This is a genomic window from Bifidobacterium tibiigranuli (assembly GCF_009371885.1).
In the GTDB taxonomy this organism is placed as follows: Bacteria; Actinomycetota; Actinomycetes; order Actinomycetales; family Bifidobacteriaceae; genus Bifidobacterium; species Bifidobacterium tibiigranuli.
Genome location: NZ_QLZA01000007.1, coordinates 23,618 through 40,248, shown reverse-complemented (window position 1 = coordinate 40,248; position 16,631 = coordinate 23,618). Strand labels below are relative to the sequence as shown.

Below are 16,631 nucleotides of genomic sequence, written 5' to 3'. Positions count from 1 at the left end.
TATCAGGCCAACCGAACGTCGGCAAAATCTCGATATCTCAGAACCATTGAATTAGTTTTTATTTTTGTCAAAATAATATTGCTGTAGGATCACTTGGTGCCTGCCAATAAAAGCTATAGTCAATTAGCTGATAATCTTTTTGAAAATAAAGAATTATAAAATATATCAAAAATAATACAATCAAGAAAAATAGAGAAGCATAAGTTGAATCAGATTTTCGCTTGTCTCTTTCATACAAACAGTCGGGAATAAGCAGTGACGCAAATTGAACACCGTAGAAAGGCAATCTTGACAGAACAGGCAGCGATACCGCAAGAGACTGAACAACAATACCGTACTCAAGTGCTCCCAAAGAAGGACTACTCACATTTTCTTTATTTCTTTGATAGTTCAAGACCCATACTAGAATGAGCAATCGAAAAAGAAAAGCAAAAACGTTATCCATAGAAGTAGCTGTGTCAAATTGTGATCCAACATAGTTTTGAACATAAGGAATTCTATTCATTACAAATTTAAAAATTGGTATGGCTAAATAAAAGAATGGAAGAGAAAGCATTATTTTAGTAATTACAGAAAGGCTATTATGCTTCTTTTTTGAAAAAAATGGAATAAGTAAACAGATAAGAGCCGATATATGGAAAGATGACGCCACAAATATCAACAGATAAAACTCCAGGTACTTATCTTTATCCAGAAATTGCATTGCAAAAAAAATAATACACAGGGACAAAAATTGTCTGTACTGATTTGCAGCTTCAAGCGGATTCCCGAAACACAAGAGAATAAATAAAGTGAGAGAAGGCATCTTGCTTTGTCTCCATATGGCTACAAGTAAGAAGTAAAATGTTAGCGCAGCCATTACAAGAAAAAGATACTGATACTGGTTGAAGCCGATGAGACGCAAAAGGAATTGTAGAAGAGTGTATCCTGGTGCCAAGTAATCGCGTAATGTTAATTGTTTTATATTAAATACCGAAAACTGAGCTGCATACTGATTTGAGTCAATTCCTACTTCCCAAGATCGGAATCCTACGACGCATGATAAGATCACCCAAGCCACTAGAAGCATTAATACACTCAATTGTCTTGATTTTTTTGAAAGGAATTTAGCAGCGTGGATACACATCATAGCCGCCACATAGGCACCAATAATAACAGACATCTTTCCTTCTTTTCACACATTAGCCCCAAATCATTGTTTGTTATTCACAGGACTATACTATAATTATTTCGTTTTTCTTCTAAAAGTATGTATGAGTATTATGGAATACTGACTTTCGCGGAGTTTAAACCCAGGAAGTGCGGTGGAATACCTGTATTAAGTCGACGCGTTTTCCTATTCATGCCGATAAGCCCATTGATATAAGTCATATCCGTGTTTCAACCTGACTTTCCATACCATAAGAAGTATCTCTTTATCCACTGCGAAAGCCTCGTATGGTGGAGCCTCCCTAGTACCAGTCCTCACCGTAATAACGCTGACCCCGAAACCCACCGACAGCACAAAACACCGTCAGCTCCGACCAACATTAACTTCGATTCCCCCATCCTAAAAGAATATTCAGTCGTGGGATTCCCGCCCTACGCAACCTTCCGCATGTGTCTAGTCATTCGCAATCGCCTGAGTCAGCCATGAATGAGATAGCTCACGGTACTCTTGTAACTTAGCGAGTACCGCATCATGATCGATTCTGTCGATGGCTGTATTATCTCCCATCGTATCCGACAAATCGAAAAGACGCATCAATGTCTGCATGCGCGAATTCATGTTCTTGCCACCTTCAAAACCGGAGCGGTTGAATACTTTGAAATCTTTCTCGAAAATAAGCGAGAAGCAGCAGGCATGATAGGAATCGGTGAAGACGTAGTCGGCCTTAGCGAACAGCTCGACAAAATCCTGAGGGCCTGCGACATATGTTTCAGGGTCAGAATAATCGCGAATACGCCTGATGCGCAATCCTCGCAACTCAGCATATTCCCGCATCACCGCCTCCTGTTCGTCCGACGGCTTGCCTAGAAAGTAAGTCAGCACATATCCGTCATGCTCCGGCACAAAGCCGCGAAAGATTCGGCTCCACTGCTCCGGAAGCAGCATTAGCGTCGGATCCAAAACGACCTCGGCATCTAGGTTCGGCACTGATTGGACCAGATCTTTTGCCTTATCCTCCCTCACGGATATATGAGAGATGCCCGGCAGACCTTTTTCGAAAATAGGAGCAGCAGAATCGGACAAATCATCCACGCCGATGCTCGCCGCGTAGGAGATTTTACGCAGCTTTGGTTTAAACATGCCGAGCCGAAGTTTCAAATCACCCTTGTCCAACCAGTGATAATTCCAAACCTGATCCGACCCAATCACCACCAGATCAAGTGCGTCCTTGGCCTCCAGACCCCGGAACTGCGATAATCGAGCCGAAGTGTCAGGAACGAGCTTTCTCGTGAAAGCTATTCCTGAACGCATCGGCTGGCTAAGCAGACGTTGATTCCGGTTTCCAAACCTGAAGGCAGTAGCCTTGCCACGCTGCTTCCAATCGCGCAGAATCGCCTTCCAGTACGAAAAACGACTATCGGCACGGGTAAGCATGCGAATCGTCGATACATCCCCATATTCCTTGAGAATCTGTTGCAGTGCGTAATTCTGCAAACGATTGCCATAATTCAGATTATCGTTGATTGTTAGAATGGCTATGTTGATTCGTGAGTTATTATCCAACACCTACGGAATCTCCCTCTCTAAACGACAGCAGAACATCCACCTTCGTTCACATTCTGCTTTTCGAATTACTACTATATTTTCTAATGCCGTATGCTTGCTCGGTAATACAGGATGGTTCGGTCTGTCTATCGCGTTCCTGATAAAATGCGTTTGACCTTCCGAGCGATTCGCCTCCATAAAGGATTATCTGCCTTTTTATATGCCTTAACAATTGGACCCATATGCCGGACAAAAAAGGACATACCTTCCCCACTCTCCTGAGCACCATGGAAAGCTGTGAAACTTTCATTCATTAGTTGGATACGGCCTTCATAAACTCTTTTTCGATTCCGCGGAATATTATCCGTGGCTGATACACGTTTCGTAGGCCTCCATTCACCTGCCTCATCCTTGAGATGGAGACGATATGAAAGTCCTTCACGGCGGTGCCTGACGCCTGAACTCTGGGACTGAACAACCAATTCTGACGGCACCTCCTCAAGCTGGGTCTCACTTGAAAACTTTTCAAGCAGGTCAAGAATGTCGGAATTGCGTACAACTACGACATTTGTTCCTTTGCCATCGCTTTGGTAACCCGGCAGCCATGCATCGCCGCATGTGACATCTGCGGTTTCCGCGAGCACGTCGTCGCAATATTCGCACGCGTTATATTTGAAATATCCGTATCCCCAGTTTGTCGTAGATAGCTCGCGAGTCGGCTTCACAACTTCAATAGGCTTCCCATTGGAGATACCAGTGGCTTTTATTGCGTAATCGTTGGCGGGGCGATCCGGCAATTTGTAACGAAAATCGACATTTTTGACATGTTCGGGGTCGATGCCACTTTCCCACGCCTCCGCTAATGCGAAGAAGGAAGATTTCAAATGACCGCATACTAGACCTATATGATACTTGATACGGTTTCGTATAGACTCATCTTCTTCTTCAAGCAGTCGAAGAGCCTTGATGAAGCAGGGGATGCCGATGACCACAAATCGCTCATCATGATTTTTAACATAATCAAGAACTTCCGAAAGTTCTATAGGATAGTACTTCGATTTAGCACCATTTTGTATTTCCTGCACAGATCTAGAAACTTGATAGGAATACATGACGTTACCGTCCGAGGATTCTTTGACGTGAATGACTGCGTCGACTTTATCAGCAGCCAATAGTTTGGATGCCATCCAATTCACTAAGCCACCAGAGCTGCCTTTGTCCCGGAATCCACCTGAAACAGCATGACCGATGTATGTTTTAAGATAAAAGCCAAGCACATCGTCGTGCTGTATTCCACTTACCGAACCAAAAATTTCTTTTCCAAGCACATCTTCGTTATATTCACCATTGGCAAAGGGACATACGCGAGACGCTATGTCGGAATGCTCTTGCGATAGTTCAACAGCCTGATATTTCCCGTCTTCGTCCATTCGCATGGCAAGACTCGCGTCGACGAATGGGCATACACCACATCCAATGCAGTATCCGCCTTGAATGACCTGGGAGACCCTGTCCATGTATGATTCCTTTCCAAAAGCAAACTACGAATCTACACTCGCCTATTGTCCTATCAAGTATGGAGAGAAAAGCGCTCCTAGGCAAATCAAGATTACTGATTTATTCAACTTAAAAGAGTTGATCTTCCACTGCCCATCAGCCGCCGCTCCGGCGCGTGCTCCACCTGGTAATGCTTGCGCATGCTGGTCAGGATGCGGCGGATTCCTGCGTTGGTGGCGTCGGCAGCGGCGTGGTACTTCTCGAATTCCTGCTTGTGAGGGTCTTCGATGTCCTGCGAGTCGGGGAGCATGGGGCGGACCATGGATGACTGGGCGACGACGGATTGCAGGCGTTCCTGGATGGTCGTGCCCTTGATGAGGCCGCGCTGGGCGCAGTATTCGCACATGTTGGCGAAGTCGCCAAGCAGGAACGTGTAGCGCACGGCGGTCGGCACGAGGGTGACGATGCTTTTGCGCTGCTCCTGCTCGAAGCACAGCACCAGATCCGCGGCCTGCACCATCGAACGGGTGAGGCGGCGGGAGCGGAAGCCGGAGGAATCGATGCCGATGCTGTCCATGATGCGCCTGGCCGAGGGGTCGATCGCGTGCATTGCCAGACCCTTCGTCCCGGCGCTCGACACCCGTATGCTGGTGCCTCGCAAATACCTGGTCAGCAGCAGCTCGCCCATCGGTGAACGGCAGATATTGCCGGTGCAGACGAACATGATGTGCATGAGATCACTTTCCTATCGCGCAGGCGCTGTTTTCCAGTGTGACGCCGGCGTCGGCCCAGCCCATCGGGGTCTGGTCCACAGTCAGGTCGCTGACGGACTTCGGCGACGTGGTCACATCGAAGGAATACACGGCGGCCTGCCCTGGGCCGATCTGCGCGAGGCTCGCGTTGATGGCCTTGCCGTTCAGGTTCTCCTTGCGCGACTGGGTCACATTGCCCTGCGTCTGCAAGTTGGCGATCTTACCTCCGGCAGGTGCATAGATCAGCACTTTCTCGATGCCCTGGGTCTGCTGCGTCGGAACGACGCCGCTGACGTACGCGGGAAGCGAGCTCCCATCCTTCGCGTTCAGGGTGTTTTCGAGTTTGTACTCCACCGTGTAGGTCTGCGAGCTGTCCGCGTTGCAAGACATGCGGGTGACAGTCGACGTGCGATGAATGTACCAGTCCATCTTCGAGGGGTTCTGCTCGGTGACATACACGCCCACCGACGGATGCTCCTCGCTGTTCGGCGTCTGCGCGGTGAAGCCTGCGCCGCTGATGGTCTTCTCGACGGCCGGGTCGAACGCATACATCGAGAAATGCCGCCCGGACGCCATGGAACTCATGATATTCGCCGTCTGCGAGAGCTTCTTCACGTTCATGTTCGAGAACATGCTGCCGATGCTTTGCGTCGCCACCTCCTGGAAGTACAGATCCTGCTCATAGACCGGGTACTCCTTGTACACCGTATTGAGCAGGAACTCGGCCGTGTTCTGGCCATTGAGCACCCTGCCGTCGCTCAGCTTGACGTTGCCGTTGATGCTAATAAGCTCCTGCAGGAACACCGGGTCGATGAGCAGCACGCCGTCGATCGGCTGGCCGCTGCCCCACGGAGTGCGCTGCCAGATCGCCTGCATGCCCTCGGCGGTGCGCGAAGTGTCCGGGTACACCGCCAGATCGCGGATGTCGAAGGACATCGACAGCGGGCCCCACTGCCTGAAGATGCGCTGCTCGTCGGCCGTAGGGTCTCCGGAGCCATACGGGATGTATTCGGTGTTCGGGCGGAAGTTCCCGATTGATATCTTCCCGTTGTCGGTCGTCATCACGCCCACCGAGCCGATGAGGCCGCCTGAGGAACGCGCCTCTGACGTCGTCATGGACATGATGAGATACGTACGGGGCTGCGACGACCCGAGGAAATCAGGGAGGATGTTCATCGCTTTGGAAAGCGCGTCGGTCTTCTTCGCCACGCTGTTCAGACTTTCCCTCGCGCTGGTGTAGGAATCCTTGACCGCACCGATGCTAGGAGTCGGCAGCGCGTTGAAAGCGGCCACCTGCTGCTGCAATGCGGCATTGGCGCTGGTGATGTTCTTCTGCGCGTCCAGAATCGGCTGAAGGTTGAGCTGTCCATCGCCTGTCGACAGCTGCGAGGACTGCAGACCGGTGACGGCGTTGACGAAGCCGGGAACAGCGTCGTTGACGATGCCATCGAGCGATGTCGTCATGCCCTGCACTGTGGTGACATCATTGCCGACCTTCGGCAGCTTGGCCGCGACATTCCACAACCGCCCGTGGGCGATGCTCTTCGCCTCGCCCGTTTCATGGCGGATACTGGGCAGCTGGCTGTTCAGATTCCGCACGGCGTCGGCATTGGTGACATCGGAGAAGCCGCTCATCATCTGCATGGCGTTTTGCGAATGCTCCCTGACCTGCTTTGCCTCCGAATAGAACTTCAGGCCGAACACCCCGGCAACGGCGACGAGGGCAAGCAGCAGGACGACCACGCCCGTCACCCAGGGCCAGACGCGATGCCGCCGTGACCGGTGCCCGCTATTGGCATGCCTGCTTGTTGCCATAATATCCGTCTCCCATTCCTGCCGTTGCATCCGTTACATCCGTTGCCTGCAGCCCTTGCGGCTTGTACAAAGCCCTGCAGCCCACGCAGCTCACACGGCACAATATCCGTCTTATTATTCCTCGCCCGTTTGGGCTTCACCACGGTTCCTGCGTTTTCTACACATTCTTTTCCATAACACTCCCTGCTATATGTTGCTTCTGCACCGCATCCCCCCGCTCCTACATCTGCGGCGGAGACTGTGCCGCGGCAGCAATGCAGCGTTGTCTGTCACCACGCAACAAACATAACGCAACAAACTTTTCAAAAAAAGATGAAAAGTTTTTTGAGTATTGTCTTTACCATGTCACAATGAGCGTAACGGGAACGGTTTTGCTATGCGTCTGTGCATAAGCAACACAGCACCTGAAAACATCACCCCCCGCGTAGTATCTTAGAACAGTCTGAGAAACACGAAGGAGAAGGCGCATGACTCTGAGGGATGCATACGTGGATTCGGCAGTGTCCGAAGAAACTACACGCATGCGGGTATCCGGCCCCCCGAAGGTTACGGCAGACCTGGCGCAGGCGCAGCAGACTCCTCCCGAACCGCCACAGGAAACTGCCACCTGCTCGAATCCGAAAGACGCTCCCCCTACATTCTTCGACGGCTCATACTTCGTCGCCGGACCGCAAGGCAAGCCTGCCAGAGCCAGGGACGGCCGCAAATGGCGTCTCTTCGACTACAACGTGCCCAAGTGGAGCTACATCTACAACGCCACGCTCGTCGTGCTCGACATGCTGATGACGCTTATCGCCGCAGCAATCGTACTGGTCACATTCCCCGGCTCCTATACATATCTGCGCACGCACAGCGTGCTGGGCGACGGACTTGTCGAATATCTCATGCTGGTCTGCGTGACGTGGATTGTCAGCCTGGGACTGAGCCATATCTACGAACGCCACACTATGGGCGAGGGCTACGCGCTCTACGGCAAGATCATGCGGGCGATGTTCGTCAACTTCATCATCCTCGCCACCTTCAGCTACTTCTTCAAGATGGACGTTCCTCGCTCGCTCACCTTCTTCGTGCCGGTACTGACCGCCGCGTTCACCATCATCGAACGCTGGCTGATGCGCAGGGCGCTGCACCGCAACCGCGTCAAGGGCGAATACAACTACCCCACCGTCGTCGTCGGCTCGCCTGCAGGCATCCACGACCGTATCCGCCTGCTGCGCGAGCACCGCGGACTGGGCTACGCCCCGATAGCCGTGTGCCCGGTCGCCGCTGTTTCGGCCCCGACCCCGGCTTTCGATTCTGATTCTGCTGACGTTGACGCTGACGCTGTTGGAGCGGTCAACACTGCCAGTGCTGGCACCGCTGACCGGCCGCAGCATCTCATCTCCGTTCCCTTCGAGCCCATCGACGAGTTCGAAGCGGGCCTGCGTGTACTGCCGATGAACTCCCATCTGCCGCAGACGGCGCACTATCTCAAGGCGCAGACCGTACTGGTCACCGATGTCATCGAACGCTATTCGGAGACGATGCGCACGCTTTCGCTCGCCGTGGAGTCCATGGGCATCGAGCTGGCCTTCAGCGCAGTCGTCGCCGACATGGATGGTGCCTCGCTGCATCTGCGCAACGATCCGATCACGCCTGTTTTCACCGCACGACTGCCGCAGTACTCGACCTTCATCAGGGCTTGCAAGCGACTTTTCGACATCATCTGCTCCACGATTGCCATCATCCTGACTTCGCCAATCATGGCGTACGTGGCGATTCGCGTCCGCTCGGAGGACGGCGGCCCGGCCATCTATAAGCAGCAGCGCATCGGGCTGTATGGCAGGCCGTTCACCCTGTACAGATTCCGCTCGATGACGGTGAACGCCGACAAGCAGGACGAAGCCCTCGCCGAGCAGATGGGCGCCGAACACGGCGTGCTGTTCAAGGCGAAAAACGACCCGCGCATCACCGAATTCGGCAAATTCATCCGCAAGACCTCGCTGGACGAGTTCCCGCAGTTCTTCAACGTGCTCAAAGGCGACATGAGCATGGTCGGGCCGCGCCCCCAGCAGCAGTACGAGGTCGACCAGTACGAGTCCCTCTACTCCACGCGACTGCTCGTCAAGCCCGGCATCACCGGGCCGTGGCAGATCTCCGGCCGCAGCAACTTGAGTCAGAGCGAGGCCGAGCAGCTCGACGTGTCATACATTCAGGACTGGTCGCTGACCGGCGATCTCGCGATACTGTTCAAAACCGTCGGCGCTGTGGTCAAGGGCACCGGGTCGTATTAAAGGGCCGATTTCTCGGGCACGTCAACGTGACACGCCCGAGAACCCATACACAAGTCGCCTATTACGATTATTGACTCGCGGAATTCCGCCATTCGAAATCACTATCGCTCGACTTGTGCGACTTAATCCGGGCGCGTCGCAACGTAGGCGGCGAATGCCAGCATGTCGCACGCCAACGTAGGCAATGCGATGCAACATGCCCTGCTACGAGCCGTGCAGTAGCCGAGCCGTCATGCATATAGCGAACATCCGTGACTCTTGGCAATACGACGGTGTAGACTTTTGAGGTCTTTGCGGGTAGTGACGATCACGACGAACACAACAGAAGAAGACAACGAACGAACAGACGAGAACAGAGCGGAAGAAGTTGGTGGCGCATGAGTGGGCGCAAAATCGAGAATAATCCGGTTGATACAGGGGACGCGCCACGCACCGCCAAAACTGCCACTGGCTCTTTCACGAGGCGCAACAATCTTTCTGCGGTGCTGCCCAAAGATCAAGCCTACGCGAATGGGCATCTGACCCGCCCGGCGTTCATATCGATCGCGATTCTCACCTTTATCACCTTCGTCGGCAATTTCACGCAGCTGCAGCTCAGCGCCGCACTGCCGACGATCGTCAAGGACTTCGATATCAGCATCACCACCGGTCAGTGGCTCAATTCGATCATGCCGCTCATCATGGGTGTTATGGTGCCGCTCACCGCCTTTCTGACGCGCCGTTTCTCGACCCGCCAGATCGTTATCGTCTCGATGGCAGTCTTCACGTTGGGCTCCGTGCTCGCATGGCTCGGGCCCACCTTCCTGCTCGTGCTCGCAGGCCGCACCTTGGAGGCAATCGGCTCCGGCGTGATGTGGCCGGTGCTGCAGATCACCGTGTTCTCAATCTTCCCCATGTCCCGCCGTGGCGTGGCTATGGGCACCGTCGGCATGGCGATGAGCATCTCCCCCGCCATCGGGCCGACCATCGGCGGAATGCAAACCGACGCAAGCGGCTGGCGCTCGATTTTCATGACGCTTACCGTCATCGGCGTTATCGCATTGCTGATGGCGATTTTCGGCTTACATAACTTCGTGCAGAACGACACCAGCGTCAAGGCCGATTTCTTCTCGGTGGCCCTCTCAATCTTCGGATTCGGCGGCGTGATGTACGGCTTCACCAACAGTGAGGCATACGGATTCGGCGCGCCGGTGGTCTGGGCGCCAATGGTCATCGGATTTATCGGCATCGTCTGGTTCGTGCTACGCCAGCTCAAGGGCGCGAAACGGTTCAAGGCATTCTCCGACCGCGTGTACGCGGCGCGCAAGGCGGGTGCGGACGAAGCCACCGTACAGAAATTGAAGGACGCGGATGTCCAGCCGCCGCTGCTCGATCTGACCGTGCTGCGCAACCGCAGCTTCGCCATCGGCACCATCACGGCTACGCTCAGCTTCTTCGCTTTCAGCTCCATACTTGTGATCATGCCGCTTTACATCCAGAACGACCGTGGCTACTCGGCCACTATGAGCGGTTTGATCATGCTGCCGGGGGCCTTGGGCCAGTGCATCTCCCAGTTCGCCGGAGGACGCGCGCTCGACCGGTTCGGCGCGCGTCCGGTCGCGCTGACCGGTGCGATTCTGCTGTTCGCGGGCACCCTCATGATGAGCACCATCGGCCCTCATACCTGGATCTGGTGGGTGTCGATATGCCAGTTCATCCGGCAGATCGGCATGGGATTCGTGCTTATGCCCATCACCACATGGTCGCTCAACTGTTTGAAGCCGCGCGAGGTCTCGGCCGGCTCGGCCGTGACCAACACGGCCCGTCAGCTCGGCGGGGCCATCGGCGCGCCCGTGCTCGTGATTCTTATGGAGACCTTCACCAAAATGCGCCAGAACGCGCTCGGCGGCGGTGCCGAGCATGCGGCCGCAGCGAGCATATTTGGCGTGCAGACAGCGCTGCGCATCAGCTCCGCAATCGTCCTAGTCATGGTGTTCATCGTGCTCTTCGGCGTGAAGGGCGACGGCGCCGGCTCCACCCGCGACCTCACCCACCGCGCGATGCGCCGTTTGCATGCCGAAGTGGAGGAGCGCGCAGGAGCCGTCTCCGGCTCAGGTGCGTGGCCTGCCCGCATTGAGTAAGTGGTAGCTCAGCTTGTCTTGACAGACTAGCTCTGCGGAAGCTTTTGGGCGGGGCAGGCGTGCAGGACGGACTGCATCGCGCGCTTCTCTTTGCTGGTGATGCTCAGGCCGTATTTCGTCTTAACGCCGATTTGACGGGCGACGTACTGGCAGCGGAACGCGCCGTTGGTCGGCAGCCAGTATGCGGCTGAGGCCGAGCCCTTCTCCTGATTGGCCGGTCCGTCGACGGCGAGCAGATTGAGCATGTCGTTGCCGAAGCGATAGCGCTTCGCCGTATCCCATGCGCTGGCACCGGACTGCCAGGCGTTTTCGAGCGCGACGACATGATCGATCTGCACGGCGGCGCTGGTCTTCGCTCCGCGTACGAAGTGAATGGTTTTACCGGTGTACGGATCCTGCAGCACGCCGGACTTCACCTTGCAACCGCCCGCATAGGTGTAGCGCACTTCGGTCAGGTCTCGGGACAGCACATCCTCGCGCACGTCGCAGCCGTTGCCGTCCGTGTCTGTCTGGTTGTAGCCGAAGGCGTCGCGCTGATAGCTGCTCGTCTTAGGATTGTCGTTCACACTCAGCGCGTCCAGCGCATCCGCCGCAGGGCCGCTGGCCGTGTACTCGCCGGTGAGCTGGCCGACCGGCTGACTGATCTTCGGGAGCACGACGCCGATAGTAATGCCAACAACCACCGCCACGACCAGCAGAATCAGCAGCCGCTCCAACGGGCTGCTCGCGTTGAAGCGGCGCTTGGTGAAATGCGCGTCGCGGGGCGCACCGTTGGCGGCCTCTTGATTGCGCGATCGGTTCGGTCGATTATGCCGGTTCGGTAGGTTCGGGTTGCGTGGATGCTGCGTCATAACCTTGCCATGATAGCCGAAGGTGGGCCGAAATGCAGGGGCGGCCTCTGTACCGCCTCCGGCAGTGCTGGCGCTATACTGGACTGCGTTCGCGCGGTTGGTGGCAGCAGCCGCGTCATAATCAGCAATAGGTATAGGCATCCTTGGCGGCGGCGAGCTGCTTAGGATGCAGCCTGAGACATCGCGCGGACTCCTCACCTTTCCGTGCCTTGCTTCGGGCCATAGCAGCAAAGGCAAGGTGACGATATGATCGCATCACATCGCAATCATGGTTCCAATAATCATGGTTCCACAGAGGAAATCACACATCTACGTAGACTACGCGCGTCGATGCGCGCAGTGCTGGCGGCGCTGATCTGCGCGGCTTTGGGGCTGAGCATGGCGGCGTGCGGCAGCAGCACGAACGACAGCGCCTCATCGAATGGCGCGCAGAAGCTGTCGTTCATGCTCGACTGGACGCCCAACACGAATCATATCGGGCTGTATGTGGCCCAGAAGCTCGGCTATTTCAAGGATGCGGGCGTCGATCTCACCATCCTGCCCACCGCTCAGGCGGGCGCAGAAACCAGCGTGGAGAACGGCGTGGCCAATGTCGGGTTCACGACGCTGAGCAACGTCGCGGCGTTCAACGCGCAGGGCGCCAATCTGCGCTTCGTCTTCGACCTGACGCAGAAGCCGGTCGCGCAGTGGTGCGCGCTGGCCAGCCGCAAAGACATCGTCACCCCGAAGGACCTCTCCGGCAAGACCTTCGTCAGCTTCGGCTCGGCCGAGCAGAACGCCGTCGTGCGCCAGATGATCAAGCATGCCGGCGGCACCGGCGAGTTCAAGACCGCGACTGCCGGGACGAACACCTTCACCACGCTCAGCAGTGGCAAGGGCGACTTCGGCGGCTTCTACGCCACCTGGGAAGGCGTGGAGAGCAAGCTCAACGGCCCGGCGCTGAACTGCTTCGAGGCCGCCGACTGGGGCGTGCCCGGCAACCCGGACCAGCTGGGATTCGCCGTCAATGCCTCCTGGCTCAACGACAGCGCACATCAGATGACGCTGCGCCACTTCCTCGCCGCAGCAGCCAAGGGCTATGACTACGCGCTGGCGAACCCGCAAAAGGCCAGCGACATCCTCGTGGCGCAGACCAAGGAATCGCAGCTCGACCCCAAGCTGGTGCGGGCCTCGATGGATACGATCATCGCGAACAAGTACTGGACCACGAAGGACCCCAGGCGCGTGACCGGCACCACCGATTTCAGCGCCGCACAGCCGTACCTGGACTTCCAGAACAACGCGGGCACCTACGCCCCAAGCAAGTCCGACGCCAAGTCCAAGGATGGCAAGAACGGCACGAGCGGCACACCAGACCAAGCGCCGCAGGCCCGCAAGCTCGCCACCAATGACTACCTGTCCTAAGGCACACTGATGCAGCGACCAACCCCAGCAGCCAAACGACGACGACATGGTGTCGGGCGTCTTGGACGTCTCAGACGCCTTGCGCGCCGCGCGCTGCCGCCGGTTGTCACTATCGGCGTGCTGCTGGCCGTATGGGAGGCAGCGGTGCGCTTCGGCGGCATCAGCGACCGCACGCTTGCCGCCCCCAGCCAGGTCGTCGCCTCGATGATCGACACCTGGCCCGATCTCATGTCCGCCGCCGCCATGACCGTGTATGAAACGGTTATCGGCTTCGTGATCGCTGTGGCGGCAGGCGTCGGCATCGGCGTGCTGCTGTACTCCTCGACGGTGCTGCACCGGGCGCTCTACCCGCTGCTGACGGCCGCGCAGACGATCCCGCTTATCGCCATCGCCCCACTGTTCATGCTGTGGTTCGGCTTCGACCCGACCGGAAAGATCGTCTTGGTCGCAGTGCTGGGATTGTTCCCTGTCGCAGTGCAGACCACGCGCGGCCTGGCAGCCGTGCCGCGGTTCTACGAGGATGTGGCGCTCACCTGCGGCGCAACCCGCGCGTGGACCCTGTGGCATGTGAAACTGCGCGTCGCCGCCCGCCAGATGTTCGGCGGCATCCGCATCTGCGCGGCATACGTGTTCGGCACCGCCGTGACCGCCGAGTATCTGGGCGCGACCAGAGGCTTGGGCATCTGGCTGCAGGGCGCGTTCAACTCCTTCCGCACGCCGCCGATCTTCTCGGCCACGCTCGTGATCATCGCGGGCACTGGCGTGCTGTTCGTGCTGATTGCGCTGGCCGAATATCTGCTGCTCGGCCCGGCGAGCGATGACACGCTGGATGAGGAAGAGGGACAGTAGCCTTTCAGCATTCTTTATGGGCGGATGGAGCATTTTCGTCGCAACGCCTGAGAGAATAGAGATGTACGCAATCATGCCGAAAGGGACATCATGACCGATTCACAGCAATACCCCGGCAATCCGGGCATCAATGGCGATGACGCGTCACGTTCTCAGGACACGTCGTATGCTGCTGCGTCTAGCTCCGAGCAAGGCAATGCTCCGGACACTTCAGGCGACGCACAGCAGCCCTATACGCCGTATGCTGGCTCATACGCTCAGCAACAGCCGCTCGGGCAGACGCAGCCTGAGCAGACTGGGGCATCCGGGCAGCCTGTGCAGCCACAGCAGCCACAGTATGGGACACCAGAATACGGGCAGCAAATTCCATCATACGGACAACAAGCCCCGCAATACACAGGTGCTCCGCAGTACGCAGACGCACCGAATTACAGCCAACAGCAGTACGCACCTGGATATGGCGGCGGTCAGCCCTCCGGCCCAGGTTTCTCGCCAGCCGGAGTGCCGCCGCTGAACAGGCCGTATTACGGCTGTCCCTTCCCCGAAGCCATCAAACGCTTCTTCCAGAAATACATCGTGTTCAAAGGCAGAGCCTCAAAAAGCGAGTTCTGGTGGGTGGTTCTCGGCAACGTTGGCGTATCTCTGGTGATTAGTATCCTCAATAGCATCAGCGGCGACCGGATGTCTTGGCTGTCCAATCTTTGGAGTCTGGCAATACTCGTCCCCTTTATCGCCCTTTTCGTCAGGCGACTGCACGATTCCAACAAGTCCGGCTGGTGGGCCGCGCTGCCGTACGGATTGATTTTCCTCACTGGACTGCTTGGTGGGATCATTGCAGCGCAGGCTATCGCTTCCAGAGCCGCATACACTGTCACAGGCACTCCAAGAGTCGGCTCCGGAATGATTGTGTGGGGTTTGCTCGCTGGGTTGTGCGGCATCGGAGCCTTGGCGTCCTTCATCGTGTTTGGCGTCGCAAACTCAAATCCCGCCGGCGCCCGGTATGATGACGACTTCCAAGCCCAGCAGACCGGATACCCGATCGGCTACCCCCAAGCCCAGCCCTACAACGGTCAGCAGGCATATGGCCAGCCGTATGCGCCAGATCAGTCACCGAACGACCAGAATCAGCAGTCCTACGCCAATCCCGCTCAGGACCCCTACCAGCCGCAGAGCGGGTACACCGAGAATGCTGGGAACAGCAACTACTCAGGAAACGCCGAATCCCAGCCAACTCCGGGCTACTCGCAGCCAGCGAGCGAGCCCGCCGACAACCAAAGCAATGGGAACGGCAGTTCCGACAGCACCGGCACTACAAACTGAATACATGTGCATTCATGAGACCCTCTGCGGGAATCATGCTATTGAACACACCGTAATCCTATCCCCCGGCACTCAGTTCTTGTTGTCAGGGGCGTTGGCGAATTTGGCGGCGAGCGCCTCCTTGTTCTTGCGCTCGTCCTCCTCTTTCGCCTTCTTCTTCGCCTCCTGCGGGTCCCAGAGCACATCTTCGCGATGCTTCGCCCATTCGGCGGCGATTGAAGGCGCAAGCATGCGGGCCACGGCGAGGCCTGCATTTCCGTTCGAGCCCACTGCACCAGTGCCGTCGCGCGCGTCAATCATATCTAGGAACTCCTGTGCGGAGATGAAAACACGCGGAATCGAAACCCGCTCGCACAATTCGTTTGCATACAGCATCACCGGCAGTGCGCGTCCGGCCCGCAGCCGCGCCGATTCAGCGTCGTCGCCTTGCAGACTCGGATCATCGCCCTGGCCTATGACACCGAGCAGCCCGTCAACCGCCGCCAGCACAGTGGCTAGGCGCTGCGCCACGGCCTCGATGTCAACGCTGCCGGATGAGTGCTCCGGCGAATCCGCCGGCTTATCTACCGGCTCCTCGTTGCTCTCGGATTGCAGAGCCTCACCGTCAGCAACCGCGTTCTCCACCTCTTCCAGCGCCTGTGCAACCGCAGTGATGGTATCCTCGCCCCAGTCGACTCCCAGTGCGCCGCAGCCGCCCATGACCAGCGCGGTATCGCCGGTTTGCGAGTAGTCGGCCATGGTTTCGCAGGCGTCGTTCGCGGCGAGCAGTGCATCGACGATGCGCTGAGGCCGCCCCGGTATCTCCTCGGCGCCCTCGTAGACGAATTCGGCGTCCGGAATCGTCACCTCCTCGCCGGTCATGATCGCGGCCATTGCGCGCGTGATGCGCACCTGAAGATTCTCGGTGTACTTCGCATCATTGTCCAGCAGCTTGGCGTCACTCAGCGGCCACAGCGACATCAGCCGGGCCCCTTCGCCCGCAGCCTCGCGCACCTCGGGAAGTATCGCGATGCGTACTATCACTTCATCCTGCATATGAAATGCCATTTCAGCTC

The 16,631-nt window shown here is 56.6% G+C and carries 12 protein-coding genes; 5 read left to right on the top strand and 7 right to left on the bottom strand.

Features of this window, described 5'->3' with window-relative positions:
* Positions 1 to 67 precede the first annotated feature (67 nt).
* The 5 genes from DDF78_RS07015 to DDF78_RS06995 all read right to left on the bottom strand — a co-directional run bounded on the left by DDF78_RS07015 (position 68) and on the right by DDF78_RS06995 (position 6,759).
* Positions 68 to 1,162 (bottom strand): EpsG family protein, encoded by a 1,095-nt coding sequence (locus tag DDF78_RS07015; RefSeq protein WP_152581194.1) that lies wholly within the window; start codon positions 1,160 to 1,162, stop codon positions 68 to 70.
* Between the two features lie 441 nt (positions 1,163 to 1,603).
* Complete coding sequence (locus tag DDF78_RS07010; RefSeq protein WP_152581193.1) at positions 1,604 to 2,716, bottom strand: polysaccharide pyruvyl transferase family protein; 1,113 nt, start codon at positions 2,714 to 2,716, stop codon at positions 1,604 to 1,606.
* A 125-nt stretch (positions 2,717 to 2,841) separates the two neighbouring features.
* Positions 2,842 to 4,212, bottom strand: a complete 1,371-nt coding sequence (locus tag DDF78_RS07005) for a Coenzyme F420 hydrogenase/dehydrogenase, beta subunit C-terminal domain (RefSeq protein ID WP_152581192.1) — start codon at positions 4,210 to 4,212, stop codon at positions 2,842 to 2,844.
* Positions 4,213 to 4,316: 104 nt separating this feature from the next.
* Positions 4,317 to 4,925, bottom strand: a complete 609-nt coding sequence (locus DDF78_RS07000) for an arsenate reductase/protein-tyrosine-phosphatase family protein (protein WP_152581191.1) — start codon at positions 4,923 to 4,925, stop codon at positions 4,317 to 4,319.
* 4 nt (positions 4,926 to 4,929) lie between these two features.
* Positions 4,930 to 6,759 (bottom strand): DUF4012 domain-containing protein, encoded by a 1,830-nt coding sequence (locus DDF78_RS06995; protein WP_152581190.1) that lies wholly within the window; start codon positions 6,757 to 6,759, stop codon positions 4,930 to 4,932.
* A gap of 467 nt (positions 6,760 to 7,226) precedes the next feature.
* Here DDF78_RS06995 and DDF78_RS06990 point away from each other — a divergent pair, with 467 nt between their 5' ends.
* Both DDF78_RS06990 and DDF78_RS06985 read left to right on the top strand, forming a co-directional pair.
* Positions 7,227 to 9,032: a sugar transferase gene (locus tag DDF78_RS06990; protein WP_237564596.1), complete on the top strand. Its 1,806-nt coding sequence runs from the start codon at positions 7,227 to 7,229 to the stop codon at positions 9,030 to 9,032.
* A gap of 377 nt (positions 9,033 to 9,409) precedes the next feature.
* The gene (locus tag DDF78_RS06985) at positions 9,410 to 11,152 is read left to right on the top strand and encodes an MDR family MFS transporter (RefSeq protein WP_152581189.1); all 1,743 of its coding nucleotides are present in this window, start codon (positions 9,410 to 9,412) and stop codon (positions 11,150 to 11,152) included.
* Positions 11,153 to 11,178: 26 nt separating this feature from the next.
* Here DDF78_RS06985 and DDF78_RS06980 read toward each other — a convergent pair whose 3' ends face one another.
* Complete coding sequence (locus tag DDF78_RS06980) at positions 11,179 to 12,003, bottom strand: HNH endonuclease family protein (protein WP_152581188.1); 825 nt, start codon at positions 12,001 to 12,003, stop codon at positions 11,179 to 11,181.
* A 330-nt stretch (positions 12,004 to 12,333) separates the two neighbouring features.
* On the opposite strand from DDF78_RS06980, the gene DDF78_RS06975 reads away from it, so the two are divergent.
* The 3 genes from DDF78_RS06975 (at position 12,334) to DDF78_RS06965 (ending at position 15,576) form a co-directional block, all read left to right on the top strand.
* Positions 12,334 to 13,407, top strand: coding sequence for an ABC transporter substrate-binding protein (locus DDF78_RS06975; RefSeq protein ID WP_152581303.1), 1,074 nt, complete (start codon positions 12,334 to 12,336; stop codon positions 13,405 to 13,407).
* Positions 13,408 to 13,416: 9 nt separating this feature from the next.
* A complete protein-coding gene (locus tag DDF78_RS06970; protein ID WP_152581187.1) occupies positions 13,417 to 14,256 on the top strand; it encodes an ABC transporter permease in 840 nt (279 codons plus the stop codon).
* 90 nt (positions 14,257 to 14,346) lie between these two features.
* Positions 14,347 to 15,576 carry a DUF805 domain-containing protein gene (locus DDF78_RS06965; protein WP_152581186.1) on the top strand — a complete coding sequence of 410 codons (1,230 nt, stop codon included), beginning with the start codon at positions 14,347 to 14,349 and terminating at the stop codon, positions 15,574 to 15,576.
* A gap of 72 nt (positions 15,577 to 15,648) precedes the next feature.
* On the opposite strand, the gene DDF78_RS06960 is transcribed toward DDF78_RS06965, so the two are convergent.
* Positions 15,649 to 16,623 carry a hypothetical protein gene (locus DDF78_RS06960; RefSeq protein WP_152581185.1) on the bottom strand — a complete coding sequence of 325 codons (975 nt, stop codon included), beginning with the start codon at positions 16,621 to 16,623 and terminating at the stop codon, positions 15,649 to 15,651.
* Positions 16,624 to 16,631 lie beyond the last annotated feature (8 nt).